The sequence below is a fragment of the Myxococcales bacterium genome, from assembly GCA_016703425.1.
In the GTDB taxonomy this organism is placed as follows: domain Bacteria; phylum Myxococcota_A; class Polyangia; order Polyangiales; family Polyangiaceae; genus JADJCA01.
This window is the reverse complement of the sequence record JADJCA010000008.1, coordinates 248,710-274,232: the sequence shown is the minus strand read 5'-3', so window position 1 is coordinate 274,232 and position 25,523 is coordinate 248,710. Positions and strand designations below refer to the sequence as shown.

20 protein-coding genes are annotated in these 25,523 nt (G+C 68.7%); 8 read left to right on the top strand and 12 right to left on the bottom strand.

Annotation, left to right across the window (positions count from 1 at the left end):
• The first annotated feature begins 6 nt into the window (after positions 1–6).
• Complete coding sequence (locus IPG50_16185) at positions 7–1,377, top strand: sigma-54-dependent Fis family transcriptional regulator (protein ID MBK6693727.1); 1,371 nt, start codon at positions 7–9, stop codon at positions 1,375–1,377.
• Positions 1,378–1,422: 45 nt separating this feature from the next.
• The gene (locus tag IPG50_16180; protein MBK6693726.1) at positions 1,423–2,595 is read left to right on the top strand and encodes an HDOD domain-containing protein; all 1,173 of its coding nucleotides are present in this window, start codon (positions 1,423–1,425) and stop codon (positions 2,593–2,595) included.
• A 35-nt stretch (positions 2,596–2,630) separates the two neighbouring features.
• Here the strand turns inward: IPG50_16180 and IPG50_16175 are convergent, their stop codons facing one another.
• The 6 genes from IPG50_16175 to IPG50_16150 form a co-directional block, all read right to left on the bottom strand.
• A complete protein-coding gene (locus IPG50_16175) occupies positions 2,631–3,059 on the bottom strand; it encodes a universal stress protein (protein ID MBK6693725.1) in 429 nt (142 codons plus the stop codon).
• Positions 3,060–3,173: 114 nt separating this feature from the next.
• Positions 3,174–4,799 carry a DUF4173 domain-containing protein gene (locus tag IPG50_16170; GenBank protein ID MBK6693724.1) on the bottom strand — a complete coding sequence of 542 codons (1,626 nt, stop codon included), beginning with the start codon at positions 4,797–4,799 and terminating at the stop codon, positions 3,174–3,176.
• A 51-nt stretch (positions 4,800–4,850) separates the two neighbouring features.
• Positions 4,851–6,749, bottom strand: a complete 1,899-nt coding sequence (locus tag IPG50_16165; protein MBK6693723.1) for an ATP-dependent DNA helicase RecQ — start codon at positions 6,747–6,749, stop codon at positions 4,851–4,853.
• Between the two features lie 26 nt (positions 6,750–6,775).
• Entirely contained in the window at positions 6,776–7,600 is an 825-nt protein-coding gene (locus IPG50_16160; protein ID MBK6693722.1) for an SDR family oxidoreductase, read from the bottom strand.
• A 37-nt stretch (positions 7,601–7,637) separates the two neighbouring features.
• A complete protein-coding gene (locus tag IPG50_16155; protein ID MBK6693721.1) occupies positions 7,638–8,222 on the bottom strand; it encodes a response regulator transcription factor in 585 nt (194 codons plus the stop codon).
• Between the two features lie 59 nt (positions 8,223–8,281).
• The gene (locus IPG50_16150) at positions 8,282–9,355 is read right to left on the bottom strand and encodes a PAS domain-containing protein (protein MBK6693720.1); all 1,074 of its coding nucleotides are present in this window, start codon (positions 9,353–9,355) and stop codon (positions 8,282–8,284) included.
• A 290-nt stretch (positions 9,356–9,645) separates the two neighbouring features.
• Between IPG50_16150 and IPG50_16145 the strand changes: the two genes are divergently transcribed.
• Positions 9,646–9,987, top strand: a complete 342-nt coding sequence (locus IPG50_16145) for a PilZ domain-containing protein (protein ID MBK6693719.1) — start codon at positions 9,646–9,648, stop codon at positions 9,985–9,987.
• Between the two features lie 40 nt (positions 9,988–10,027).
• Here the strand turns inward: IPG50_16145 and pgi are convergent, their stop codons facing one another.
• Positions 10,028–11,659, bottom strand: a complete 1,632-nt coding sequence (gene pgi, locus IPG50_16140; protein MBK6693718.1) for a glucose-6-phosphate isomerase — start codon at positions 11,657–11,659, stop codon at positions 10,028–10,030.
• A gap of 141 nt (positions 11,660–11,800) precedes the next feature.
• Between pgi and IPG50_16135 the strand changes: the two genes are divergently transcribed.
• Positions 11,801–12,586, top strand: coding sequence for a response regulator (locus IPG50_16135; protein MBK6693717.1), 786 nt, complete (start codon positions 11,801–11,803; stop codon positions 12,584–12,586).
• A 48-nt stretch (positions 12,587–12,634) separates the two neighbouring features.
• On the opposite strand, the gene IPG50_16130 is transcribed toward IPG50_16135, so the two are convergent.
• From IPG50_16130 to IPG50_16110, 5 genes are all read right to left on the bottom strand, one after another.
• On the bottom strand, positions 12,635–14,005 hold the full coding sequence (locus tag IPG50_16130) for a protein kinase (GenBank protein ID MBK6693716.1): 1,371 nt from the start codon (positions 14,003–14,005) through the stop codon (positions 12,635–12,637).
• A gap of 56 nt (positions 14,006–14,061) precedes the next feature.
• Positions 14,062–17,385, bottom strand: coding sequence for an efflux RND transporter permease subunit (locus tag IPG50_16125; GenBank protein MBK6693715.1), 3,324 nt, complete (start codon positions 17,383–17,385; stop codon positions 14,062–14,064).
• A 3-nt stretch (positions 17,386–17,388) separates the two neighbouring features.
• Positions 17,389–19,128 (bottom strand): efflux RND transporter periplasmic adaptor subunit, encoded by a 1,740-nt coding sequence (locus tag IPG50_16120; GenBank protein ID MBK6693714.1) that lies wholly within the window; start codon positions 19,126–19,128, stop codon positions 17,389–17,391.
• The gene (locus IPG50_16115; GenBank protein ID MBK6693713.1) at positions 19,118–20,419 is read right to left on the bottom strand and encodes a TolC family protein; all 1,302 of its coding nucleotides are present in this window, start codon (positions 20,417–20,419) and stop codon (positions 19,118–19,120) included. The genes IPG50_16120 and IPG50_16115 overlap by 11 nt, the downstream gene beginning before the upstream one ends.
• Positions 20,420–20,537: 118 nt before the next feature.
• Positions 20,538–20,975 (bottom strand): hypothetical protein, encoded by a 438-nt coding sequence (locus tag IPG50_16110; protein MBK6693712.1) that lies wholly within the window; start codon positions 20,973–20,975, stop codon positions 20,538–20,540.
• Positions 20,976–21,128: 153 nt separating this feature from the next.
• Here IPG50_16110 and IPG50_16105 point away from each other — a divergent pair, with 153 nt between their 5' ends.
• The 4 genes from IPG50_16105 (at position 21,129) to IPG50_16090 (ending at position 25,331) form a co-directional block, all read left to right on the top strand.
• On the top strand, positions 21,129–21,782 hold the full coding sequence (locus IPG50_16105) for a sugar transferase (protein ID MBK6693711.1): 654 nt from the start codon (positions 21,129–21,131) through the stop codon (positions 21,780–21,782).
• Positions 21,775–22,839: a histidine kinase gene (locus IPG50_16100; GenBank protein MBK6693710.1), complete on the top strand. Its 1,065-nt coding sequence runs from the start codon at positions 21,775–21,777 to the stop codon at positions 22,837–22,839. The genes IPG50_16105 and IPG50_16100 overlap by 8 nt, the downstream gene beginning before the upstream one ends.
• 14 nt (positions 22,840–22,853) lie before the next feature.
• Positions 22,854–23,615, top strand: a complete 762-nt coding sequence (locus tag IPG50_16095) for a response regulator (protein MBK6693709.1) — start codon at positions 22,854–22,856, stop codon at positions 23,613–23,615.
• 111 nt (positions 23,616–23,726) lie between these two features.
• The gene (locus IPG50_16090) at positions 23,727–25,331 is read left to right on the top strand and encodes a radical SAM protein (protein MBK6693708.1); all 1,605 of its coding nucleotides are present in this window, start codon (positions 23,727–23,729) and stop codon (positions 25,329–25,331) included.
• Positions 25,332–25,523: the final 192 nt, after the last annotated feature.

Below are 25,523 nucleotides of genomic sequence, written 5' to 3'. Positions count from 1 at the left end.
GCCTCCATGAAAGCCAAGATCCTCGTCGTCGACGATGAACCGAGCGCCCGCTCAGGTCTCGAGCGCCTCCTCGTGCAGGAAGGTTACGCCGTGGAGCTCGCCGCCGACGGCGAATCCGCCGAGCGGCTCGTGACCGAGCAGCCGCCCGATCTCGTGATCACCGACCTCAAGATGACAGGCATGGACGGCTTGGAGCTGACCAAGCGGCTGCGCGATGCCTACGCCGCGCTGCCCACCATCGTGGCGACGGCCTTTGGCGACGTGTCCACCGCTGTGGCGGCCATGCGGGCCGGCGCCGACGACTACGTGACCAAGCCCGTCGACATCGACGCGCTCGTTCTTTCCATCGAGCGGAGCTTGGAGCGTCGCGACCTGCGCATCGAGGCCGACAACCTGCGGCGCCAGTTCCGCGAGCGAGAGGGGGAAGGGCTCCGCGGTCTCATCGGCGCGAGCCCCGCCATGCAGAAGGTGTATCGCGTCGCGCGGCAGGTGGCGCCGTCGCGCGCGACGGTTCTCATCACCGGCGAGAGCGGAACCGGGAAGGGCGAGTTGGCGCGTGCGCTTCATGAGCTCAGCCCGCGCGAGAAGGGGCCCTTCGTGAGCGTGCACTGCGCTGCCCTCGCGGAGTCGCTGCTCGAGAGTGAACTCTTCGGCCACGAAAAGGGCGCCTTCACCGGCGCCGACCGGCGACGCGCTGGCCGCTTCGAGCAGGCCTCCGGCGGGACGCTGTTTCTGGACGAGATCGGCGAAGTGCCGATGCTTACGCAGGTGAAGCTCCTGCGCGTGCTCCAGGAGCGGGCCTTCGAGCGTGTCGGCGGCAACGACACGGTATCGGTCGACGTTCGACTCCTCGCCGCCACCAATCGCAACCTCGCGCAGGACGTTCGCGACGGTCGCTTTCGCGAAGATCTCTACTACCGGCTCAACGTCGTCAACGTCGAGGTGCCGCCCTTGCGCGTCCGCGGCAGCGACGTGATGGTGCTAGCGAATCACTTCCTCCGTCGCTTCGCCTCGGAGAATCACCGGCGCATCGACGGCTTCTCCGCGGCAGCGCGAACCGCCATTTTGGGCTATCGCTGGCCCGGCAACGTCCGCGAACTCGAGAACGCCATCGAGCGCGCTGTCGTGCTCACGGAGACGGAGCAAGTGGATGTCGACGTGTTGCCCGTCGACTCGTCGCCGACGCTTCAAGGCCCCATTCGCATCCCTGGTTCGACGATGGCGGAGCTCGAGAAGCACGCCATTCTGACGACCCTTGATGCGTGCGAAGGCTCCACGGCAAAGGCGGCGGAGATCCTCGACATCAGCGTGCGCACCATTCAATACCGTCTCCACGAGTACGGCGTTGCGGGCAAGCAAGCGAAGTCCAAGGAGTAGCGGTCCCTAAAGGAGAGCGCCGAGTGGCCGTTCTCTTGAGTGGCCATGCTCCGCGTACTGTTCGTCGACGACGACGAAATGTTTCTGGCTTCCCTTGAGGCGCGCCTCATGGCGCAGCGCGCGCCTTGGGACATGGTGTTCGCGTCGGGTGCCGACGAGGCCACCATGGAGCTTGCGCGCGGCAGTTTCGACGTCGTCGTGAGTGACATGACGATGCCCGGGACCGACGGCAAGGCGCTGCTGGAGCGCGTGCGCGAGTTCGCTCCGCGGACCGGCCGGGTCATCATGACGGGGGCCGACGACCTCGACGACGCGGCTCGCTTCTCCGACGTCGCGCACCAGATGGTCTCGAAGTCCCAGAAGGTCGGGTTCCTGGAGGCCGCCGTGGAGGCCGCGCGCCGCCTTTCGCACGTCGAAGCGAGCGATCCGAGGTTGGCGATTGGGCGTATCGAGCACCTGCCGACTCCGCCCGCCCTCTATGCGGACCTGTGCCGCGCTCTAGACGAGACCAAGGCCGATCTGCGCGGGCCGGCCAAAGTTATCGCGCGCGATCCGGCGCTCGGCGCGCAGATCCTCAAGGTCGTCAACTCGGCCTATTTCGGCCTAAGGAAGCCGACGACTGACATCGCGCGGGCCGTCGCTTGCCTCGGGCAGACGCTCCTCCGCGGCATGGTGCTGCGCTACGAGGTCGAACGCGCCGCGCTCGGTCTCTCGCCGCAGGTGCGCTCGCTCGTCGAGCAGCTAAACGCCCACTCGCTCAGCGTGGCCGAGCTCGCCAGCGAGATGGTGCCTCCAAGCGAACGAGCCGACGCCTACACAGCCGGCTTGCTCCACGACGTTGGCAAGCTCGTTCTCGCGCGCGAGGATTGCGACGCGCTCCTCTCGGTGGCGGAGACGGCGCGGCGCCTGGATGCGTCGGAGAGCTGCGTCGAGCGCATGCGCTGGGGCCTTTCGCACGCCGAGGTCGGCGGCGCGTTGCTCGATCTGTGGGGGCTCCCCGGGGTCCTCTACGACGCGGTGGTCTCTCATCATGAGCCGCTAGCTCGCTACCGGCGGCATCGAACGCTGGCGGACGTCGTTGCCCTCGCGAACCGTATCGCCGAAGAGGCGGAGAAGACGCGGTCGCCGGTCTCCGCCGCGAAGGCGCGAGGCGCCGGCTCCGACGACGACGTCTGGGCCTTCTGGGTCGCCGAACTTGACGGTCCCGAAGGCGAGTAGGACGACCGTGGACGCGCGCGTGCCGCGCGAGCGTCCTAGGGCTTGGAGCGCACCACCAACACCGAGCGATCGGTGTGGTTGACGACTTTGCCGGCGGTGGTGCCGAGGAGGCGGTCAATGCCGCCGTAGCCGTGCGCACCGATGACGATAAGGTCCACGTCGAAGGCCTTCGCCGCCGAGCAGATGGCTTCCCAAGCGACCCCGAATTGCACCACCGTGCGCTCGACCATGCCCGGCGGACAGGCTGCCTGGTGACGAGCGAGGTCGGCCTCGGCTTCGTGCTTCATCGAGTCGGGCAGGCTCTCCGTTGGATGCGTGACGGCTTGCTCATCGATGTGCGTCGGCAGCCCGAGGCTCCGAAACAGCACGAGCGAGGCTCCGATGTTGGCGGCGAGCTGGCACGCGGCGTCGCGCACGGCGGCCGTGCGAGGCGAGGCGTCGAGGGCGACGAGAAGCCGCCTCATGAGTGCTCCGATCGCTGGGGATGCCGTGGGCTTCGGCTCTCTCGACCATACACGAACAAGGCACCGGTGGCGGCGCCCAACGCGGGACGAACGCCGGGCGCGAGGCTACGCGTTCTAGCGGCGGTTCGGCTCCAGTGACTCGTCGGCGCCCCATTCCTCCGTGGGCGGCTGAAATTTTTTCGCTTCTTGGCACAGGGAACCCAGCTCGGCCTCGCAGGTCGTTCCCCGGTGGAAGCCCCTCCCGCCAGCCGACACGCCCTCCCAGCGGCCGAGGAGCGGGCCCACGATGTCGAGGAAGCGAGCCGATTCCACCGCGTCTTTCGGTCGCGCTTGGCGGAAGCCCACGAGCGCGCCGCTCCCGAGGCGGCCTACGTACTGGGCATCGAAGGGCTTGCCCTGGAGCGCGCGCTCGACATTGACGCGCGCGATGTGCGCGTCGGCATCGACGAATCCGGCGAGGGTCAAGGCGCAGAACGCCGTGAGCGAGACGGCGGCGAAGAAGCGCGGCCACGCTGGCGAGAGCGAACGGGCCGCCGTGAGCGCGAGGAGCGGGAAGATGAAGAGCACGATGAGCCCCACGGCGAGCCGCTGGTAGGTGGCTCCGTACGCGTCCACGTAGAGCATGAGCTTCTGTCCGCAGGAGGCGAGCGTCGGAACGGCGAGGGCCAGAAGGAGAAGCTCGGCCGCGCGCAGAGCCCGGCCTTCGCCCGCCGAGATCCGATCGCGACGCGCCCGGAAGAGTCGATGGCCCGTGAGGATGAGGCCGACGCTGAGCGCCGTGGCGACGAGGAGCGAGGCAAAACCTGCGTGAACCTGCCCCGCGTACGTGACCCCCGACGTGTGGCGAACGTGCGCATGCCCCGCGAAGAGCTCCCTGGCGTGGAGCGCTACGTAAAGGAGAAACACCGTGGAGACTTGCGCGAGCGCGAAGGCCCAAGCGAACGGCGAGAGCAGCGCCTTGGTCTCTTCGCGACCCCGGTCAATGGCTCCCGAGTCCTCCGCCGGGGCGCCCCGGTAGGGTCCGAGGGGCCGTGCCCGGGAGGGCTCCAACGCCGCGCCGCTTGCGGAAAACGTGAGCGTGACGAGCGCGAGCGTGAGGAGCGTTGCCGGCAGCGCGAAGGCGGTGACGTGGCCCGAGCCCGAGGTCACGCGCCCGACGGCGTTCGCGAACGACGGATCGAAGGAGAAGAGGACCACGAAGACGAGCGCGCTCGGTACGCCGACAGCGAGACCGAGTAGCGCCGTTCGCAAGCGGCCGCCGCCCACGAGGCCAAGGGCGGCGCGAAGCGCACGCGCGAGGGCCGGTACCACGTTGCCGAGCCAGCGCTGGGTTCGCTCGAAACCGGCATCGAACGCGTCGAGCCGGACGCCGTGGCGCGCCAGTCCCGGCACCAGCGCGAGGGCCACGAGCGCCGCCGGAACGCCGAAGGTGCGAGCCCACGTGCTGCCGTAGAGCACGAGCGGTAGCGCGGAGAGCACAGGGAGCCCCGCCGCAACGAGGCGCGTCGCCGGTGAGGCGCCGAGCGACGCGAGCGCAAGGAGCGATGCCGCGAGCGCCATGAACAGGACGAAGTTGATGCCGAGCGCGGCGCGGTAGAAGAGCGCTTCGCCCGCGATGCCAGCGGCGATGCAAAGCGCGAGCACCTGCGCGTCGCGAAGGCCCCGGTGGGGCGACGGAGCGCGCCAAGGTTGGTTCGATTCCGAGGCGTCGGCGGAGAGGGCAAGCTCGGCGGGCGGCATGGATGGGGCAACGCCCAGAGCGGCGACGCTATTCGGCGCTTTCGTTGGATCTTAGGCCGTGGCGGCGACCACTCGCAGAAACCCCTCTCCGTATTGGTCTGCCCGCGCCGGTCCCATGCCGTGAAGGAGGAGCAGGTCTTCGCGTGTGCGCGGCTTGGCCGCGGCCATTTCGACGAGCGTGCGGTCCAGGGCGACGACGTACGCCGGAACGCCGCGCTCTCGCGCCACCGCCGCGCGGTGAACGCGGAGCCGTTCAAAGAGCTCGCTGTGTTCGGGGTTCAAGGTCGGCTTCTCGCGACTCACGCGGCCACCGGTCGTGCGCCTGCCGCCGCCGCCGCTCGCCGCCGTGTCCTTCGGCAACACAATGCGCGCCGGGAGCTCGCGCTTCATGATCTGCGCGCCCGTGTGCGTCACGATGGGGACGGGATGCTCCGTCGGCGTCAAGTCGACCCAACCGGCTGCAAGCAATGAACGCAAGAGCGCCACGACCCAAGGTTCCGACTTGTCCTTCAGCAGGCCAAAAGTGGAGAGCGTGGTGAAGCCAAACTTTCTCGTCTTCTCCGACTCGACGCCGCGCAACATTTCTACGATGGCGCCGATGCCTCCGCGCCGGTTGGCTCGAGCCACCGCCGAGAGCGCCTTCTGGACCACCACCGTCGTGGCCTCCAAATCGCCTGACGTCGGTGCCGCCTCGCCCTCGCCGTCGAGCTCGACGCAGACGTCGCAGTGACCGCAGCCGCCAAGCAACTCCTGCTCGTCGCCGAAATAGCGGAGGACAAAGTCATGACGGCAGGAGCGCGCGTCGAGGTAGCGGAGCAGCTCGCGGAACAAGCCCCAAGCGCGCGCAGCCGCCTCCGGCGCCGCTGGAACCCCGCCCTCGCTGTTGACGAGTCGCCGCCTAAGCGCGATGTCGGCGCCGGAGCACAAGAGGAGTCCGCGCGCTTCGTCGCCGTCGCGTCCAGCGCGACCGACCTCTTGGTAATAGGCCTCGATGGAGCTTGGCGGCTGCACGTGAACGACGGTCCGGATGTCGGCGCGATCGATGCCCATGCCGAAGGCGTTGGTGGCAGCCACGACGTGCAGCTTCTTGGCGGCGAACGAGTCGGCCACACGGCTGCGGTGCTCGCCCGCCTGGCCCGCGTGATAGGCCGCCGCGTCGTAGCCCCACTCGCCGAGCAGCTTCGCGTAGTCTTCCGTCCCCTTGCGCGTCGCGGCGTAGACGATGGCGGCGCCGCGCGTTCGGTTCGGAGCCCCGATGGCCTGCGCGAGCTCGGCTCGCAGGAGCGCCCGCGCTTCGCGAGGCCCCTCGACGCTGCGGGCCGCGAGGTGCAGGTTGGGCCGGGCGAAGCCGCGCAGCACCTCGTGGCATGGCGGTGCGTCGAGGCCCAACTGCCGGCGGATCTCGGTGCGCACCAGCGGCGTCGCCGTCGCCGTGCACGCCAGAATGCGCGGAGGCCGCAACGTCTCGAGGAGCGCGCCGATGCGCAAGTAGTCGGGCCGAAAATCGTGCCCCCACTGGGAAATGCAGTGGGCCTCGTCGATGGCGACGAGATCGATGGTGAGCCGGCCGAGGAGCTCGACGAAGCGTGCGCTCCCGAGGCGCTCCGGCGCCACGTAGACGAGCTTGAAGCGGCCCTTCACGATGTCCCGCTCGCGCTCGGCGCGCGCCGCGTTGTCGAGCGTCGAGGCGAGGTACGTCGCCTCGATGCCGCGGGCCGTGAGCGCCCGCACTTGGTCTTCCATCAACGCCACGAGCGGCGACAGCACGAGCGTCACGCCGGGCAAGAGCGCCGCCGGGAGCTGATACGTGAGCGACTTGCCGCCGCCCGTCGGAGCCACCACGAGAACGCGACCCGGTTTCCCGAGGAGCGCGTCGATGGCCTCGCGCTGCCAAGGCCGAAAGCTCGCGAGGCCGAAGCGGCTCTGGAGCGCTGCGTCGAGGTCGTTCATGGGCGCCTCACGGCGCACCCTCGCGCTCACTCACGCGTCCACTCCTCGCTTCGCGTCCAGAGCTCCTCGGCAAGGTCTCGTCGCTGCGCGAGCTCGCTCGGCATCCTCTCCTCGCATTTGTCCCAATAGAGACCTGACTTGCCGTCCAGCCCCGGCTCGTTCGCGCAATGGAGCGAAGTCTTCGCGCCCTCTTCGTTCGTAATCATGTGCCATGTCGCGAGCGCGCGAATGGGCCACGGAATGCGCCGCCAGATGTCGCTCCGCACGACGCCAGGATGAAGCGCGTAGGTCGAGATGCCCTTGCCCTCGAAGCGGCGTGCGAGCTCTTTGGCGAACAAGACGTTGGCCAGCTTCGAGACGCCGTATTCGGCGATACCTGTGTAGGTCGCCGTTGGCTGGCGAAGCGCCGTCAGGTCGAGGCTCTTGGCGCGGTAGTGCGCACGGCTCGCCACGACCACGACGCGAGCGCCGTTGGCGCGCAGGAGGGCCGGTAAGAGCCCCTGCGTCAGGAGAAAGTGACCGAGGTGGTTGGTGCCAAAGGCGAGCTCGAAGCCTTGTTTGGTGGCGCCCCGTTGCCCCGCGAGGCCGGCGTTGGCGATGAGCACGTGGAGCGGTTCGTGCGCCGCTTCGAAACGAGCCGCGCAGGCCCGCACCGACGCGAGGTCGGCCAAGTCGAGCGAGAGGCCTTCGATGCGCGCCTTGGGGTACCGCCGCGCCAGCTCCAGGACGACGGCGCGGGTCTTCTCTGCGGAGCGATTCGCGAGCCAGATGCGGTCGCCGCGCTCCGCGAGCGCTTCGGCGGTCGCCAGGCCGATGCCGGTGTTCGCTCCGGTGATGAGGACGTTGCGCATGCCGTCTGTCTTGATTCGTGATTCGTGGCGTGATCGTTCAGGTGGAGATGAGGTCGAGTTCGAGCGCGATTCGCACGATGTCGGCGCGGTCTCGCACGCCGAGCTTCTCGGTGAGGCGCGTTCGGTAGGTGTCGACGGTCTTGAGGCTGATGCCGAGGTGTTCGGCGATCTGCTTCGCCGTGTAACCGCGCGCGATCTCGGCGAGCACCTCGACTTCGCGGGAGCTGAGGGTGCCGAGGGGCCCTTGCCCAACCTTGCCTACGAACGATTCGAACGCTTCGTCGGAGAATTCGACGCCGCCGATGGCGTTGCGACCTGTATGAACCGCTCGGATCGACGAGATGAGCTCCGCGTGAGCCGCCTGCTTCACGACGAAGCCCGAAGCGCCTGCCGCGAGCACGGCCTTCAGATGACTCGCGTCGTCGTGCATCGTGAGCACGAGGACGCGCCCGCGTGGCACGGCCTTCTTGATGTCGGGGAGGACCAAAAGGCCGCTTTTTCCTGGCATCGAGAGGTCGAGGATCACGATGTCTGGCTGAAGCTCGGTGGCCACGTCGATGGCCGTCGTGCCGTCACCGGCTTCGCCGATGACACTCATGTCGCTCTCGGCGTCGATGAGCATGCGCAGCCCTTGGCGCAGGATCGCGTGATCGTCGACGAGCACGATTCGAATGGCGTCGCTCAAGAGCTCACCACCTTTGCGAGCGGACCGAGCGGCACCCGCACCTCGAGGGACGTCCCCGCCGGGCCGCTCACGAGCATGAGCTCGCCGCCGAGGTTGCGCACGCGTTCGCGGATCCCCAAGAGACCCATCCCCGGGGTGACGCGCGCGGCGTCGAAGCCGTCGCCGTCGTCCTCCACGCTGCAGACGAGAACGTCGTCGCTCCAATCGGCGCGAAGCTTCACTCGCGTGGCCTTTGCGTGACGAACGACGTTGGTCATGGCTTCCTGCACGATGCGGTACGCGGCGAGCTCGATGGCCGGCGTCGGCCGCCCGCCACCTCGCACCACGACTTCCACCTCGAGGCCTGCCTGGCGGCCTTCGGCGGCGACGCGCGCGAGGCCTGCCTCGAGGCCCAAGTCTTCGAGGACCGCGGGATGAAGGCCCCGCGAGATGCGCCTCAAGTCCGCGTGAAGCTGCTCGCCGACGGTCACCACGTCGGCGAGCCGCTGCCCCAGGCCGCCTTCGGCGGCGACGCGCGGATCGCGTTCGATGGCCCGCAAGCGCACCAACATCGACGTGAGGGCCTGGCCTGCTTCGTCGTGGAGCTCGAGGGCGAGCTGCCGTCGCTCCTGATCGCGGACGCGGACGACGGCATCGGCGTACTTTCGGAGGGTGTCCTCGGCGCGACGTCGGTCGGTGATGTCGCGGGCGATGGCGACGGCGCCTCGCGGCTCGACGCCGTTGGGGTACGGCACGACGAGCGTGTGCCAAACGCGCGCCTCACCGCTGTGCAAGACGAGGTCGTCGTCGCCGGCTACCGGCACCCCTGAAGCGAAGGCCGCGCGCATGCGCTCGCGCAGCGTCGCCGCCATGCTCGTCGGGAACGCGTCGTCGAGGGTCCGATTGGCCATCTCCTCCGGCTGCTTGCCGAGGAGCGCCGAGCCGGCGGCGTTGGCGAGCGCGACGCGCTCCCCGCGCGTGATGACCCAGACGCCATCGGTGGTTCCTTCGACGACCACGTCGAGGAGCGCCTCGACTTCGGTCAGGCGGCTCCCGACAGAAGGCGGCGGACGGGAAGTTGCCCTCGACATGTCGTCCGATCCTACGCTGTTGTGGGTCCAAAATGAGGCGTCAGGGATTTTCCTGACAGGCGTGGTCGCGCCAGAAGACGTATCTCAATGAGAGGCAAATGGGACGCAACCGGTCAGCCGATACAGAAGCCGCAGCGGAGGCGCCGACCAGTCGGGGGTCCGGCACGCGCCGGGTCGTCACGGAGGGCGAGCAAGGCGCGGAGCCCGCGCCGGCGCCGCTCGACGGAGGCGCGGTCAGCGGCTGGGACGAGGAGCCGGATACGAGCCGTTTTCTGGGTGGAGGAGGCCTCATGAAGGCGGGAGCGGAACGGCGGGCCGCGAGGCGCGTTGCCCTCGAGGTGCCCGTGGCCATCGAGCTCGGCGACGCCTTGATTCTCGGGACCACAGAGGACATCTCGACGTCGGGTCTGTTCGTGGCCTCGTCGCACCTTGTGCCGTCGGGCCGGACCGTGAAGTTGCGCTTCGACATGCCCCACGGCGTGGTGGAGACGTCGGGGGTGGTCGTTCGTTTTCGTACACCGGCGCGCGGGACGCCTCCGGGCATCGGGCTCGTCTTCTCCGCGCTCACCAACGATCAGTCCGAGTGCATCTCCGCGTATTGCGACGCGAGCCCCGACTCCATCGTGACCTAAGCGCACCCCTCACGCGTGCTCGCCGACGGCACTCCAATCGTCATGCCGTTCGCGCGAGCTTGATGAGCGCCGCCGTCGAGGCGTCGTGCGCTCCCGGTGGACCGCCGGCGAGCTCAGCGTCGATGGTCTTTGCGAGTTGCTTGCCCAGCTCGACGCCCCACTGATCGAACGAGTAGATGTCCCAGACGATGCCCTGCACGAAGATCTTGTGCTCGTAGAGGGCGAGCAGCTGTCCGAGGACGCGCGGCGTGAGCTTGGGGAACACGATCGTGTTCGAAGGACGGTTTCCCGAGAACGTCTTGTGCGGAGCGAGCCGCTCGACGTCGGCCGCTGACAGCCCAGACTGCTGGAGCTCGCTGCGAGCCTCGTCGGTCGTCTTCCCTCGCATCAACGCTTCGCTTTGTGCGAAGCAGTTGGCGAGCAAGACGCGGTGGTGGTCGCCGAGCGGGTTGTGCGAGGCGAGGGGAACCAGGAAGTCCGCCGGCACGAGGCGCGTCCCCTGGTGAATGAGCTGGTAGAACGCGTGCTGCCCGTTCGTGCCCGGCTCGCCCCAGACGATGGGGCCCGTGGTGTAGTCGTCGATGCGGCGCCCGTCGCGATCGACGCTCTTGCCGTTGCTCTCCATGTCGCCCTGCTGAAAGTAGGCGGGGAACCGGTGGAGATACTGATCGTAGGGCAAGAGCGCGTGGGTCTCGGCGCCGAAGAAGTTGGCGTACCAGACTCCGAGGAGCGCCAGGAGCACGGGCGCGTTCGCATCGAGGGGCGCCGACCGAAAGTGCTCGTCCATCTCGTGCGCGCCCTTCAGCAACGCTTCGAAGTGCTCGAAGCCAAGCGTGCACGCGATGACGAGGCCGATCGACGACCACAAGGAGTAGCGACCGCCCACCCAGTCCCAAAACGGGAACATGTTTTCGGGGTCGATGCCGAACCTCTTCACCTCGACTTCCGCCGTCGACACGGCGACGAAGTGCTTCGGAACGGCGCCTTCGCCGAGGCGTTCGACGAGCCACGCCCGCGCCGAGCGCGCGTTCATCAGCGTCTCCTGCGTCGTGAAAGTCTTCGAGGCGACGATGAACAGGGTCGTCTCCGCGTCGACGCGCTTGAGCGTCTCCGCGAGGTGCGTGCCGTCGACATTCGAGACGAAGTGGGCCTCGACCTGCGGGCGCTTGTAGGGGCGTAGCGCTTCCGTCACCATCACGGGGCCGAGGTCAGAGCCGCCGATGCCGATGTTGACGATGTGCGCGATGGCCTTGCCGGTGTGACCTCGCCAGGTGCCGTCGCCGATGCGCGTGGCGAAGGACTTCATCTTCTCGCGAGCCGCCCGCACCTCAGGCATGACGTCTCGGCCGTCGACGAGCATCGGACGCGTCTCGTTGCGCAGCGCCACGTGCAAGACGGCGCGTCCCTCCGTTCCGTTGATCTTCTCTCCGGCGAACATCGCGTCGCGAACGCTCGCGACCCCTGAGGCCTCGGCGAGCGCGACCAAGAGGGCCATCGTCTCCGCGGTGACCCTGTTCTTTGAGTAGTCGATGAGGAGCTCCCCGACGCGGAGCGAAAAGGTCTCGAAACGAGCGGCGTCCTTCGCGAAAAGGTCGCGCATGTGGGTGGCGCCCAAGGCCCCGTGGTGGTGTGCAAGCGCGCGCCAGGACGGTGATTCAGTGAGTGAGGGCATCCGCGCAGGGTAGATCGCTCTCGGCCGCCGCCGGGAGCGATCGCGTGACGTCTATGAAGGACGGGCGCGGCGACGCGACCACACTCTCGTACTTGGTTTAATCCGCACCGCTCAATATTTGTGTCGCTTGCCGCTGCGGTCGTGGCACTTCTTAGGGAAGTGACCGAAGCCGACAACAAACGTGAAGCGCGCGCCTCGACCTCGCCGCCCACTTCCGGCGTCGCGAGCGGCGATGAGGCGAGCGCCATCGAGCTCGGGGCGCTTCGAGCGGACCTAGACGCGGCGAAGCTGCGGCTAGCCGCCGTGGGCCGTGTCGGCCACGACATCAACAACGCGCTCGCCGTCGTGGTGGCGTTGGCGTCGAGCCTCGCCGACACGAGCGCCGACGAAGACACTCGCATCGACGCGAAGACCATCTTGCAGGCGAGCGAGCGCATCACGAGCCTCTCGAAGCGTCTCTCGGCGCTGGCAAAGGGCGTTCCCGTTCATGCCGAGGGCGAGTCGCCGGCGTCGGGACGTGCGAGCGTGGCGCCTTCGGCGCCTCTGCTCGAAGCTCGCGGCGTTCTGGTGGTGGTCGTCGATGACGAGCCGGTTGTGGCGAAGAGCACCGCGCGGTTGCTCGAGCGTTATGGATTCTCAACGGCCGTTTGCGTCGAGCCCGCGGACGCCTACGACGCGCTGGCGAAGGCCGCGCCGGGGCGGCGATGCCTCCTCACCGATGTGGTTATGCCCGGGATCTCCGGGGTCGATCTTGCCCTTGAGGCGCGGCGCCGGTTTCCCGATCTTCCGGTCCTCTTGATGTCCGGCTACACGGGCAACGTCGACGTCGCCGCGAGCGGCCTCGAGTGCGTCGAAAAGCCCTTCGAGGGCAAATATGTCGCGCAGCGGTTGCTCGCCCTCGTCGGCGGCGCTGCTGCCGTCCCGTAGGGACACGGAGTTCGCGCAGACTCGACGCGTCGCTCTCGCCCTTGCCCCTCACCGGAACAGGAGCATCGCCAATGCGACGCCCGCGAGCAGCGCCGCCGCGACGGCCACGAAGACGAAGACGAAGGCGCGCGGCGGCGGCGCCGGAGCGGTGGCCTCCGGAAGAGCCTTGAGGCCAGGCCGGACCTTCGTGAGCACGACCTCGCGCCCGGGCGCGGCGGGCTCGATCGCCGCACGTGGGGCGGGGCGAGGCGTCGCCGCTCGCTCGCGCACGAGCCCGACGTCGGTCGCCGACGAAGGCGCTCGGTCTCCCAGGTCGACGTCCGCGGAAGGCGCCGCGAAGGGCTCGTCGACATCTTGGCCCGGGTGAATCCGAGCGCCCGTGTAGACGTTGACGTCGAAGTCGGGCCGCTCGGAGAACGCAGGCCGCGCCTCGCGTCGACCGGGTTCCCTGGCCGTGAGCGGACCCTCGTCGTCGGCCGGCGCGGCTCCGGTAACGAGACCGCCCGCGATTCGGCCAGCGACTGCTGGGCCGCGCCCTCGCGTGGTGCTGAACGTCCTCGCCGACGGCGGGCTGCCGCGAGCGAGGAGTGCGTCCTCGAACTCTTGGGCGGTCCGGTAGCGCTCGTCGGGGATGGGCCTCAAGCAGCGGAGCAGGACGCGCGCGATGCCTTCGGAGAGATCGCGTCGGAGGTCTCGTGGCGACGGCACGCCGAGCAGCAATCGACCGACCCGATCGTGGAGCGGAACGTCCTCGAGCGGGACCTGTCCGGTCAGCATCTGGTGCAGGACGACGCCGAGCGCGTAGAGGTCCGCCCGCCCGTCGACGTCCGAGCCGAGCCATTGCTCCGGCGCCATGTATCGCGGTGTCCCGAGGGCCGTTGCGGGAGCCGTGAGGGGCCCGGACTCCAAGTCCCCGAAGGCGCGAGCGAGGCCGAAGTCGAGGACCTTCAGCGTGCGCCTGCCTTCCACGTTCGCCACGAAGAGGTTCCCAGGTTTGATGTCGCGATGAACGATGCCCCGCGCGTGAGCCTCCGCGAGCGAGCGGCACGCCTCGACGGCGTAGTTGACTGCCGCGTCTTCGCCCATCGGGCCTTTGGCTTCGAGGAGGTCGCGCAGCGACGCTCCTTCGAGCAACTCCATGACCATCGTCAGACCGAGCGGCGGGAGTTCGCCCACGTCGTAGAGCCGAATCGTGTGCGGGCTCGTGAGCGCGAAGGTCGCGCGGGCCTCTCTCAAGAAGCGACGCGTCGCCTCCTCCTCGCCGACGCCGCTGGTGCGCAATACCTTGAGCGCCACCTTGTGACCGTGGCCCAGGTGCGTTGCGCGGTACACGACGCCCATGCCGCCGACTCCGATGACCGCCTCGACTCGGTACTTGTCGGCGACCACACGACCGACGAAAGCGCTCGGATCTTGCACGAAGGTTGACGATACCGCAGGGGCTCGGCGCACGCTGCGGAACCTGATGGCTGCCGCTACCGCTGCGCGACGCCGCAAATCTCCGCCAATGGGCGGCCCGTGCGCTGCGCCTTCTTGAGCTGCGCGTAGCGCCAGTACGTGTAGATGACGGGAATGATTTCGAGCGTCAGGAAGGCGCTTGAGAGCAGACCGCCTACCATCGGCGCGGCGATTCGCTTCATGACGTCGGCGCCGCTGCCGGTGGCCCAGAGCAGGGGCACGAGGCCGATGAGCATCGTCCCCACGGTCATGAGCTTCGGACGCACCCGCTGCACGGTGCCCTCGCTGTGCGCCGCGATGATGTCGTCGAGATCGCGGATCTTTCCTTCCCGCAGGCGTCGCTCGAAGGCGTGGTCGATGTACACGATCATCACGACGCCGGTCTGCGCCGCGAGACCCACGAGCGCGATGACGCCCACGAGGACAGCCGTCGAGACGCGGTAGTCGAGGAGATAGAGGAGCCATACGCTTCCCGTGAGCGCAAAGGGCACCGAAAGAAAGACGATGAAGACCTCCGTGAGGTTCTTGAACTGGAGGTAGAGCAGGACCGCCACGAGGAGCAGCGCGAGCGGCACGAGGAGCTTCATCCGCTGCCGCATCGCCTCGAGCAGCTCGTATTGCCCGGTCCACTTCAGGTACATGCCCGGCGCGAGCTTCAGCTCGCCGCGAGCGCCGGCGGCGGAGACGGCCGTTTTCGCGCGGTCGACGTACGTTCCGACGTCGACCTTCGACTCGTCGAGGTCGACGTACACGTAGCCGACGAGGAGGCCTCCCTCGTTCTTGAGCATCGGCGGCCCCTCCTTGACCACGACGTCGGCGATCTCCCCGAGCGGCAACATCGGGACAGCGCCGGTGGCCGAGCTCGCCATCGTTCCCGCGGGCCCGCCCGCGACGTCACGCCGCGGCAGAGCGACGAGCACCTCACGCATCATCGCCGGGCTCGAACGGAAGTCCTCCTTGTAGCGAACGTTGATGGACAGGCGCTGGCGTCCGTTCACGGTGGTGGCCACGGACTCGCCGCCGATGGCGCGTTCGACGGCCATGCTGACGTCGGAGGCCGAGAGCCCGTAGCGCGCGAGGGCGTCGCGTTTAGGAATGATGTCAACGTAGGCCCCGCCGAGGGAGCGCTCGTAGAACGCGCTCCGCGTTCCCGGGACGCCTCGCATCAGCGACTCAAGTCGTTGCCCCGCGTCTTCGATGGCTTGAAGGTTCGCGCCAAAGACCTTGATGCCGACGGGCGTACGAACACCCGTCGTGAGCATGTCGACGCGCGCCTTGATGGGCATCGTCCAAGCGTTCGTGTAGCCCGGCATGCGGAGTTTCTCGTTCATCTTGGTGACGAGCTCGTCCCAACGCTCGGGCCGCTCCTCCGGCCAAAGGGCGCGAAGGCCGCGGGCGAGGGGGGCCGGTGCCCAGCTCGAATACCAGCGCGACTCCTTGACGCGCGGCCACTCGCTCGACGGTTTCAGCTGGATGATGGTCTCGATCATCGAGATGGGAGCTGGATCGGTGGGCGTCTCGGCCCGCCCAACCTTCCCAAAGACCGTGTGGACCTCAGGAAAACTCTGCAGCAGCGCGTCTTGCCGCTCGAGCTGCCGCTTGGCCTCTTCGATCGACACGTTGGGTAGCGTGGTGGGCATGTAGAGGAGGTCTCCCTCGTTGAGGGCGGGCATGAACTCGCTCCCGAGGCGCAAGAGCGGCGGGATCGCCGACACGAGCGCGAAGGCGCCGATCAACACCGTGGTGACGGGGCGCCTCAGCGCGATCCACACGAAAGGCTCGTAGACCGTGCGAATGGCCTTCGACACCGGGTGATGCGCCTCGCTGCGGATCTTGCCGCGGATCAAGAAGTCCCGCAGCGCCGGCGCCAGCGTGATGCTCAGGATGGCCGCCGTCACCATCACGAAGGTCTTGGTCCACGCGAGCGGCTTGAAGAGGCGTCCCGCCTGGCCTTCGAGGCCGAAGATCGGGATGAAGCTCAGGGCGATGATGAGGAGTGAGAAGAAGATCGTCGGCGTCACCTCCTTGGCGGCGTCGTGAAGGAGCGCGGCGCGCTCCTTGAACGAGAGGTTCGGCGGCGCGTTCTCGAGCTTCTTGTGGCAGGCCTCGATCATCACGATCTCTGCGTCGACGGTCGCGCCGATGGCGATGGCGATGCCGCCGAGGCTCATGATCGTCGCGGGGATCCCCAAGAGGTGCATCGGGATGAACGACAGGAGCACGGCGAGCGGCAAGCTGATGATCGGCAAGAGCGCGCTTCGGAAGTGCAAGAGGAACAGCACAATGACCACGCTGACGGTGACCATCTCCTCCACCAGCGACGCGCGCAGCGTGGCGATGGCGCGACGAATGAGCGAGGAGCGGTCGTAGGTCGTGACGATCTCGACGCCCGGCGGCAGGGCAGGGCCGAGCTCTCGGATGCGCTCCTTCACGCGCTCGATGACCTGAAGCGCGTTTTCGCCGTAGCGAGCCACCACGATGGCCCCGACGGTCTCGCCTTTGCCCCCGAGTTCCGCGAGGCCTCGGCGCTCCGCTCCGCCGATGCGAACCGTGCCGAGCTCGGCGACGGTCACGGGGGCGCCGGTAGTCGTCGCCCGGAGGACGACGCTCTCGAGGTCCTTGATCCCTTCGACGTAGCCGCGGCCGCGCACGAAAAACTCACGACCGCTCATCTCGAGAATGCGGCCGCCGACCTCCGCGTTCGCTTGACGCAGCGCATCGGCCACGGCGCCCACGTCGACGCCGTAGGCCCGGAGGCGCTCCGGGTCGAGGGTCACTTGGTATTGGCGCTCGTAGCCGCCGACGCTCGCCACCTGCGCTACGCCGGGGACGCTCTCGAGGGCGTAGCGCAAGGTGTAGTCCTGCAGCGCCCGAAGCTCGCCGAGGTCGGTCTTGCCGCTCTTGTCGACGAGCGCGTATTCGTAGACCCAACCGATGCCCGTCGCGTCGGGGCCGAGCACGGGCTCGGTGCCCTGGGGCAGCTTGGAACGGAGCCCGCTCAGGTACTCGAGGACGCGTGACCGAGCCCAGTAGACGTCCGTGCCCTCCTCGAAGAGCACGTACGTGAACGACATGCCGAACATCGAGTAGCCGCGCACGGCGCTGACGCGAGGGGCCGCCAGAAGCGCGCTGGCGATGGGGTAGGTGATCTGGTCTTCGACGAGGGTCGGCGATTGCCCCGGCCACTCGGTGAAGACAATCACCTGCGGGTCCGACAGGTCGGGGATCGCGTCGAGCGGCACGCGCTTCGCGGCGGCGACGGCCAAGAAGGCCAGGGCGACGTAGAGCGCGATCACGAAGGCGCGGTAGCGGGCCGACAGCTCGATGATGCGGGCGATCATGGCTCAGTGCTTCGGCTTCTCGGATGAGGTTGCCGCTCCAGGGGGAGCAGGACTCGGGCGAGCCTCGACGCTCTTGACCGCCGCGAGGAGTCGACTCTCCGAGTCCACGAGGAACGTCGCGCCAGAGACGACGCGAGCGCCCGGCGCGATCCCCTCTTGCACGAGGAGCGAGTCGCCTTCGCTGCCAGCCAACGTGACCACGTGCGGCTGGAAGACGCCGTCTTGGCCGACCACGAAGACATACGCCGAGGCGCCCGTGTCGACGACCGCGTCGCGCGGGACAACGAGCAGCCGCCGCTTCGGCGCTTCGAAGATCACGGAGCCGAAGTCACCAGGCCGCAAGGCGCCGTCGCCATTTTTTACCGTGAGCCGCACGCGCGTCGTGCGCGCCGCCGTGTCGACGAGCGGGTAGACGAGGTCGACGAGCGCATCGACGGGCGCGGAGCCGGCGCGCGACGGGACGAAGCGCCCCGCCGTGCCCTTCGCGAGGAGGGCGATGTCCTTCGGAAAGACGTCGGCGAGGACGTAGACCTTCGAGAGGTCGCGGATTTCGTAGAGCGTCATCTCCGGCGTCACATAGGAGCCGAGCACCACGCTCTTCGCCGTCACGATGCCTGCGCGCGGGGCCACGACGGGAACGGCGCGCAGCGCTTCCTTGCGCTGAAGGACGCCGTCGATGTCCTTGGTTGACATCCCCAGGAGCTCAAGCCGCCGTCGAGCCGCGCCGGCGGCGCCGGTCCCGCTCTCCGGCGGTGTCGAGGCAAGCCACCGCGATGCCGCGAGAAGCTCGCTCTGCGCTTGGAAGATCTCAGGGCTGTACATCGAAAAGAGCGGCTGACCTTTCGCCACGGGCTGCCCCGTCTGCGCCACGTGCACCTGCTCCACGAAGCCCGCTGTGCGCACGTGCACCTCCGCGACGCCCTCTTCCGTCGAGGCCACCGACGCGGTCACGCGCACGGTTCGCGCGACCTCCTTCTCCTGCGCCACGGCCGTCCTCACGCCGATCGCTTGAATGCGATCCAGCGCCAAGTGCACCGGCATGGTGCCTCGAGGAACGCTGCCCGGCGGCTCCATGGCGCTCGGAGTTGTGATCGGGGTCGGGGTCGGGGTCGGGGTGACTAGGGTCCTGGCGGACCCGTCGACATGACTGGACTCCGTCCCTACGGGACTCCGTCCAGTAATGTTCGAGGTCGAGGTCGAGGTCGAAGTCGAGGTCGAGGTCGGGGTCGGTGTTGGCGTGCTCCCCCCCGCGTCCTGCGGCCGAAGCTCGAGGTCCATGCGACAAATGGGGCACGCGCCCGGCTTGTCTGACGTGATCTGCGGATGCATGGGGCACGCGTAGAGTGACGGGGCGAGCGACGCGCCGTGCCTGTGCTCTTGCGGCGCCGTCACGACTGACGCGGTCGGGCCTGCCGAGGGAGCGTGACCCTTGGCGAGGCGCGCCGGGTCTATCGGTTCAAGGTCCATGTGGCAGATGGGGCACTCACCCGGCTGGTCTGCGATGATCTGTGGATGCATCGGGCATTGGTACTTGGGCCCGGCGACTCGCCCCTCGCCGCCCAATTCGGCGCGCGCAAAGCCGTACCAAGAGAGGCCCGCGGAGGCCGCCGTGAACGCGAGCAGGGCCCACCGAACGAGCGCCATCGCGCGGACGCCTCGCGGTCTCGCCTCCCCGCGTTCTTCGCGCTGGGCCGAAGCCGTCTCTTCTTGTCCTTCGTCGTTGGGACGTTGCTCAGTGGCCATGAGACTGCTCCTTCGAATCGGTTTCGGACACCTTCTGCGTCGTGATGGGCGCGCCGACGGCGGCTTCGAGGTCCACGAGCGCGTGGTCGAGGCTCGCGCGCGCTTCAACGATCTCCATCTGAATGTCGACGAGGTTTCTCCGCGCCTCGAGCACCATCGCGAGCGGGACACCACCGCTCTCGTAGCCGGCGGCGGCGACGTCCACGGCGCGTCGACTCGCCGGCAGCGCGCGGCCCGCAAGTCCCTTCAGGCGCTCGGCGGCGCGCGCGACCATCGATTGGGCAGCCACGACCTCCGTGCGAATCGGCAGCCTCGAGGCGCCCCTCGTGGCGAGGGCCGCGGCGGCCCGCGCCTCTTGCGCGCGCGCTCGGTCCTTGGCTCCCCCCCAAAGCCAAGGCACCTCGACGCTGGCGCTCGCTCCGTACGAGTGCATGTCCATCGCGGCGCTGGGCGGAAAGTAGAGCGCGCTGACGGCGAACGATGGCAGCTGAGCCTCCTTCCTCGCCGCCGCCAGCTCGCTCTCGGCGGCGCGCTGCTCGGCCTCTGCGATCTTCGGCTCCGCGCGACTTTGCGCGGCCCGATCGAGGAGCGCCTCCATCGCGAGGGCCGGTACCTCAGGCGGCACCGTTTGGGCGGCGCCGAGCGGCGAGTCCAACGACCGTCCGAGGAGCACGTTGAGTTGCCTGCGCGCCGCGTGCTCGGTGGTAGCGGCGCTCGCGACGTCGGCTTCCGTCTTGGCGATCTCCGCCTCGGCCCGCACCGCGTCGGCGAACGAACCGCCGGCAGCGTGCCGTGCGCGCGCGAGCTCGAGGAGACGCCGCTCAACGCGCTCATGGTCGATGTGCAGCGCTCGCCGGGCCGTGGCTTCGGCATATTCCACGAAGGCGTGCCCCGCCTCGCGCCTCACCGCTCGCTCGCTCGATTGCGCTGCGAGTGCCGCGGCCCGTGCCTCGTGTCTCTTCGCGTCCTCGCGAGCCGAGAGGCTTCCCGGCGCGGGAAAGCGCTGCGTCAGGCCGAACATCGACATGCCCGCCTGGTTGACGGCGTACGGCTTGGCGAGGGGAATTTGCCAGACTTGCGCCATCACTTCCGGCGCCGGCAGCCGGCCCTCCGCGTCCGCGCCCGCAGCGCTCGCGCGGGCGCGCGCGTCGGCGGCCCGCAGCTCCGGGTGCGCTTCGAGCACAAGGCGCTCGAACGTCCGCCGGTCGAGCGGCGGCTCGTCGGCGCGCGCCGCTGAGGGGCGCGCGAGATTGACCATCACAAATCCAAGCGCAATCGTCGTCCGTTTCATCGGTCACCGTCCCTCGGCGCGGGGCGAGGACGCAGCGTCAGGCGCGCGGGCGCACCAGGCTGGCGTCGACGTCCATCCATCCGCCGCGGACATCGCGGCGGAGACCCACGTCAGTGACTCAAAGGACGAAGACCGACAGGCGCTTGCAGTGATCGAGGGCCAAGAGCGGGGGTGGTCCGCTCGCCTCGCGGATTCGGGTCGTTCGCGGCGCTCCCCCGCTCATCGCGACGAGCGGCGGGGCCGGCAACGGCGACACCGACAGCGTGGCCGGCGGCGCCTCGAACCGCGGCGCCCCAGCCGTGCCTTGTGGCACCGTCGTCGTTGCGCTCGCGCTGCAGCAGCGCTCGTCCTCCGAGACGGCGGCCTGCTCGGTCTCGCTGCGCATGACGTCCTCGAGCGAAGGCACGAAGTCGCTGCAGCAGGTGCGATGGGCGTGGACTCGCTCCATCGAAGCGCAGAAGAAGAACTTCGTGCCTGAGAGGGCGCTCGCCGCGACGAGCGACACCACGAAGAGCAACGCCGCGAGGCGCTTGGCGCCCGCTCTGAAGCTTCTCATGTCGAGGCGACGCAACATCGGTTGATGTTGCAAGGTAGCACCTTCGGCGGCTGCCCGCACCGCGGCGCTCGTGAATGACCGTTCGTCGCTGGGTAGCGACCGTCTGGCGGGAAGGCGGCGGTCGCCGACTCCATGGGCTGCCATGTTGCCTTGATGCGTCGCCACGCGAAACGAGCGCTCGACCTCCTTCTCTTGGGGCTCACGGCGCCGGTCTTCGGCTCCATCTTCCTGGTCGCCGCAGGTGCCGTCTTGGCCGTCGACGGGCGCCCCGTCTTTTTTCAGCAACGGCGCGTGGGGCTAGGCGGCGTCCCCTTCACGGTGTGGAAGCTTCGGACCATGACGTGTGAGCGGGACGTTGCGGCCCGCAAGGCCACGTCTCTCGGGCACCAACTTCGTCGGCGTGGCCTCGACGAGCTCCCGCAGTTCATGAACGTCCTCGCGGGCCACATGAGCCTGGTGGGGCCGCGGCCGCTGTCGCTGCCCGACACCGCAAGGCTGGGCGAACGTGTCGCCGGTTTTCATCGGCGCCTCGAGTGTGTGCCCGGCATCACCGGGCTCGCGCAGGTCCTCGGTACATCGACGGCGACGGAGACGCTCGCGGCCGATCTCGCCTACGCGGAGCACCGCTCCGTCGCCTTCGACGCGGCGATCTTGGCGTGCACGGTCGTGGTCAACGCGGTGGGCAAGGCTCGCGCGCGGCCGCTGGCGCGCGGTCTCTTGCGCCGCTTCATCGCGTCACCGGGCGACGGTGCTCCGTCGTCGCCCGCCGCGACGTTGACGCATCGGATAACCTCCCGCCATGGCTGACGCGAAGCGCCACAGCTTCTCGGAGACGCTCGCGTCGCTCCTCGAGCCGCGGCGGCTCTTGCCCATTGTCCTCGTGTGCAGCCCGCTCGTCGTCGCCCAAGGGGCCCTCAGCAGCGATCGCTTCGCGATCCCCTTGGGCGTCGCCATGTGCGCGGCCTTCGTCGTCATCGCGCCACACGCATACCGCGCGCTCTTTCTCGACGCTCCGCCGCGAGCGATGGCTTCGGAGCTTGTGGCCATGGCCGCGTACGTCATGCTTGCGGCGACGGTCGTCGTCGGCCTCGCCGTTGGTGTTCCCTCCGTCACCGGCATGGGGCACACGTTTCTCACGAGCCCGACGAGCATCGCCATCTGCTCCGCGCTCTTCGCCGTCGGTGGCTGGGGTCTCGCTCGCGACATCGATCTCGAGGCGAAGCTCGGGCGGGCTCGGCGCCGCGAGGAAGAGCTCTCGCGTGCGGCCGAGCGGGCGCAACTCTTGGCCATCCGTGCCAACTTCGACCCGCACTTCCTGTTCAACACGCTCAACGCCATCGCCGAGTGGTGCCGCACCGACGGGGAGGTGGCGGAGAAGGCGATCCTCAAGCTCTCGGCCATGTTGCGGACGGTTCAAACAGGCGTCACGGCGCCATCCTGGCCTCTCGAGCGCGAGCTTTCGCTCGTGCGTGCGCTCTTCGATCTCTACCTTGTCCGCTCGCCGTCCGCCTTTACGTTGAAGGTCGACGTCGACGAGAGCCTCGCGAGCGTCCTTTTGCCTCCGCTCATGGTGCTTCCCCTCGCGGAGAACGCCATGAAGCACGGCCCGAGCGCCGGTTTCGGCGGCGAAGTCTTGCTTCGGGTCTGCCGCTCTGGCGACGACGTGAGCGTGGTGGTCGAAAACCCAGGGCCCTTTCGCGGCCCGCGCGCGGGCTCGCAAGGGCTCCCGACGATTGAGCGGCGACTGGCCCTCGCTTACGATTCGCGAGCGACCCTTTCCGTCGCACCGATCGAGTCCACGCGGACGCGCGCGACGCTGACCTTGCCCATCCGCGGGCCCATCGCCGACGAGGGCGCTTCGTGATGACCGCGTCTCGCATGCTGACAGCGCTCATCGCCGACGACGAGGAGCTCGCTCGAAGGCGCATGAAGCGCCTCCTCGAAGACGCCGACGACATCGAAGTCGTCCGCGAATGCACGACGGCCGTCGAGGTGCTTCAGGCCCTCGCGAACGAGCCCGTGGACCTTCTCTTTTTGGACATCCACATGCCGGGCATGAGCGGCATCGAGGCGCTCAGGCTCCTGCCCGAGCCGCGGCCGTACGTGATCTTCTGCACGGCCCACGCAGAGCACGCGCTCTCGGCCTTCGATGTCGGCGCCGTCGACTACCTCCTCAAGCCCATCGAGAGCGAGCGCTTGGACAAGGCGCTCGCGCGCGCGCGGCAGGCGGCTGGCGCCGACCCTCGCGATTCGAGCGCGGGCGCGGTCAACGGCGCTCCGGAGAGCGCGCCCTTTGAACGCCTCCCCATCGCCACCAAGACCGGGATCTTTCTCGTGAGTCCCGAAGACGTCGTGTCTGCGGTCCTCGAGGGCGAGCTCGTTCGCGTTCGCACCAGCAAGGGGGACTTCTTGTCCGACGACTCGTTGCAGGCGCTCGGCGGCAAGCTGCCCGGCAGCCACTTCTACCGCGTGCATCGTCGCGCCATCGTCAACCTCAAGCACGTCGTTCGCCTCGAGCCGCTCGATACCGGCGGCTACGTCGCCCACACCTCGCTCGGCGATGGCGTCGAGGTGTCTCGCCAGGCAGCGCGGCTCTTGAGGCGCCGCCTCGGCCTCCGTCGCTCCGACGACGATCGCTGAGCGCGACGCCCGCCCTCGCCCGGAGCCGCTCGCGCTGCGCTCGCGACCGTTCGCGGGGAACGTCGTGGCGAGCCGTCACGCCGCCCCGCATGGTGGACCGAGGAGATCACGATGACGTACCGGTCCCAAGAGCTCATTCCCGCTGGCCGCCTCGCGCTCTTGCGGCGCGCGCCGCTCGTCGCCAAGACGCGCGAGATCGGCGTGCGTTCGCCCTCGCCAGCGCCGCCCGCTCGTCGCGACCCCATGCGCGACGCGCCGCTGCTGCCGGAGCCCACGCGCGGCACCCCGCAGCAGGGAACGATCCTCCTCATCAACCCGTTTTACGCGAAGGACGTCCACGCGAGTTTTGGCAAGCACGTGCTCACGCCGAGCTTGGCGCTGACGAGCCTCGCTGGCGCGACGCCGCCGCCATGGAACGTGCGCTACTGGGACGAGAACCTCCTCCAAGGCCCGCCGCCGGCGCAGCCGGTGCCGGAGGTGGTGGGCATCACCGTGCACCTCACCTTCGCGCATCGCGCCTACGAGCTCGCCGCCTACTTTCGCGCCTTGGGATCCGTCGTTGTCTTGGGCGGCCTTCACGCGCTCTCGTGCCCCGACGAGGTGGCCGAACACGCCGACGTGATGGTGGTCGGCAATGGCGTGCCGGTGTGGCCGCGGCTGCTCTCAGACCTCCGCGCGGGACGCCTCGAGCGGCGCTACGACGCGGACTACCTCGACTACGCGTCGGACCCGCCTCCGGCCCGTCACATCGTGCCGGAGAGCGGCTTTCTGACGCGCGCATCGGTCATCGCGACGCAGGGGTGCCACAACCGCTGCGACTTTTGCTACCTCGCGACGGGCGACACGCGCATCAAGTATCAAATGCGTGAGCCCAAGCAGGTGGCTCGCGAGGTCGACGAGGCGGGGGAGCCGTACGCGGTCTTCGTCGACAACAACCTCGGATCGAGTCGGCGCTACCTGCGCGACTTGTGCCGCGAGCTTCGTCCCCTTGAGAAGATCTGGAGCGCAGCCGTGACGCTCGACGTCACTGACGATCCGTCGCTCGTACGTGAGATGGCCCTCGCCGGCTGCACCGGCGTCTTCATCGGCTTCGAGAGCCTCCGTGACGCCAACGTAGAGGACTCGGGAAAGCGGAGTCCGCGCGCCCGCGACTACGCGCGCCGCATCAAGCTGTTCCACGACGTCGGCATCCAGGTGAATGGGAGCTTCGTCCTTGGCTTCGATCACGACGACGTCTCCGTCTTCCAAGAGCTCGCCGAGTGGATTGAAGAGACGCGGCTCGAGTGCGCGACCTTTCACATTCTGACGCCCTATCCGGCGACGCCGCTCTTTCACCGCATGGAGGCGGAGGGGCGCCTCCTCCACAAGGACTGGTCGCTCTACGACACGGCGCACTGCGTTTTTCGACCCAAGCGCATGACGAAGGAAGAGCTCGAGGCCGGCTACGCGTGGCTCTACGAGCGACTCTTTTCGCTCGCCTCGATCTGGGCGCGGCGTCCCGAAGACGCTGCGGCGGTGGCGCCCTACCTCGGCATGGCGCTCCTCTACAAGCGCGTGAATCCCCTGTGGCAACGCCTCATCGAGCAGCGTCTAACGCACGCCGTGTGGACGCCGCTCGTGGAGCTCACGCGGCTTCGGCACCTCGCCTTTCGCCGCCGCCTCGCGGCGGGGGAGGGAGGAGCGCCGCTCCGCGCGCCGATGCGCCCGTCGGTGTGAAAGGTTCGGCGGCGGCCCGCATCGGCTGGCGTCAACACACCGCGAGTTCACGCTCACTCACGACGTCATCGAACGCGTCGCCCCGTCGAGCACCGGCAGCGCGACGATGTCGACGCGCGTCCCGAGGCTGCGGCTTCGTGGCGACAACGCGCGGGGCGAGCTTCGCGGAGGGCCGCCTCTTTCGGCTGGACC

Bases quoted from the DNA above. Each gene is read 5' to 3' on its own strand.
- IPG50_16185 (MBK6693727.1), top strand. From the start codon at position 7: ATGAAAGCCAAGATCCTCGTCGTCGACGATGAACCGAGCGCCCGCTCA.
- IPG50_16180 (MBK6693726.1), top strand. From the start codon at position 1,423: ATGCTCCGCGTACTGTTCGTCGACGACGACGAAATGTTTCTGGCTTCC.
- IPG50_16175 (MBK6693725.1), bottom strand. From the start codon at position 3,059: ATGAGGCGGCTTCTCGTCGCCCTCGACGCCTCGCCTCGCACGGCCGCC.
- IPG50_16170 (MBK6693724.1), bottom strand. From the start codon at position 4,799: ATGCCGCCCGCCGAGCTTGCCCTCTCCGCCGACGCCTCGGAATCGAAC.
- IPG50_16165 (MBK6693723.1), bottom strand. From the start codon at position 6,749: ATGAACGACCTCGACGCAGCGCTCCAGAGCCGCTTCGGCCTCGCGAGC.
- IPG50_16160 (MBK6693722.1), bottom strand. From the start codon at position 7,600: ATGCGCAACGTCCTCATCACCGGAGCGAACACCGGCATCGGCCTGGCG.
- IPG50_16155 (MBK6693721.1), bottom strand. From the start codon at position 8,222: ATGCTCATCGACGCCGAGAGCGACATGAGTGTCATCGGCGAAGCCGGT.
- IPG50_16150 (MBK6693720.1), bottom strand. From the start codon at position 9,355: ATGTCGAGGGCAACTTCCCGTCCGCCGCCTTCTGTCGGGAGCCGCCTG.
- IPG50_16145 (MBK6693719.1), top strand. From the start codon at position 9,646: ATGAAGGCGGGAGCGGAACGGCGGGCCGCGAGGCGCGTTGCCCTCGAG.
- pgi (MBK6693718.1), bottom strand. From the start codon at position 11,659: ATGCCCTCACTCACTGAATCACCGTCCTGGCGCGCGCTTGCACACCAC.
- IPG50_16125 (MBK6693715.1), bottom strand. From the start codon at position 17,385: ATGATCGCCCGCATCATCGAGCTGTCGGCCCGCTACCGCGCCTTCGTG.
- IPG50_16120 (MBK6693714.1), bottom strand. From the start codon at position 19,128: ATGGCCACTGAGCAACGTCCCAACGACGAAGGACAAGAAGAGACGGCT.
- IPG50_16115 (MBK6693713.1), bottom strand. From the start codon at position 20,419: ATGAAACGGACGACGATTGCGCTTGGATTTGTGATGGTCAATCTCGCG.
- IPG50_16110 (MBK6693712.1), bottom strand. From the start codon at position 20,975: ATGAGAAGCTTCAGAGCGGGCGCCAAGCGCCTCGCGGCGTTGCTCTTC.
- IPG50_16105 (MBK6693711.1), top strand. From the start codon at position 21,129: ATGCGTCGCCACGCGAAACGAGCGCTCGACCTCCTTCTCTTGGGGCTC.
- IPG50_16100 (MBK6693710.1), top strand. From the start codon at position 21,775: ATGGCTGACGCGAAGCGCCACAGCTTCTCGGAGACGCTCGCGTCGCTC.
- IPG50_16095 (MBK6693709.1), top strand. From the start codon at position 22,854: ATGCTGACAGCGCTCATCGCCGACGACGAGGAGCTCGCTCGAAGGCGC.
- IPG50_16090 (MBK6693708.1), top strand. From the start codon at position 23,727: ATGACGTACCGGTCCCAAGAGCTCATTCCCGCTGGCCGCCTCGCGCTC.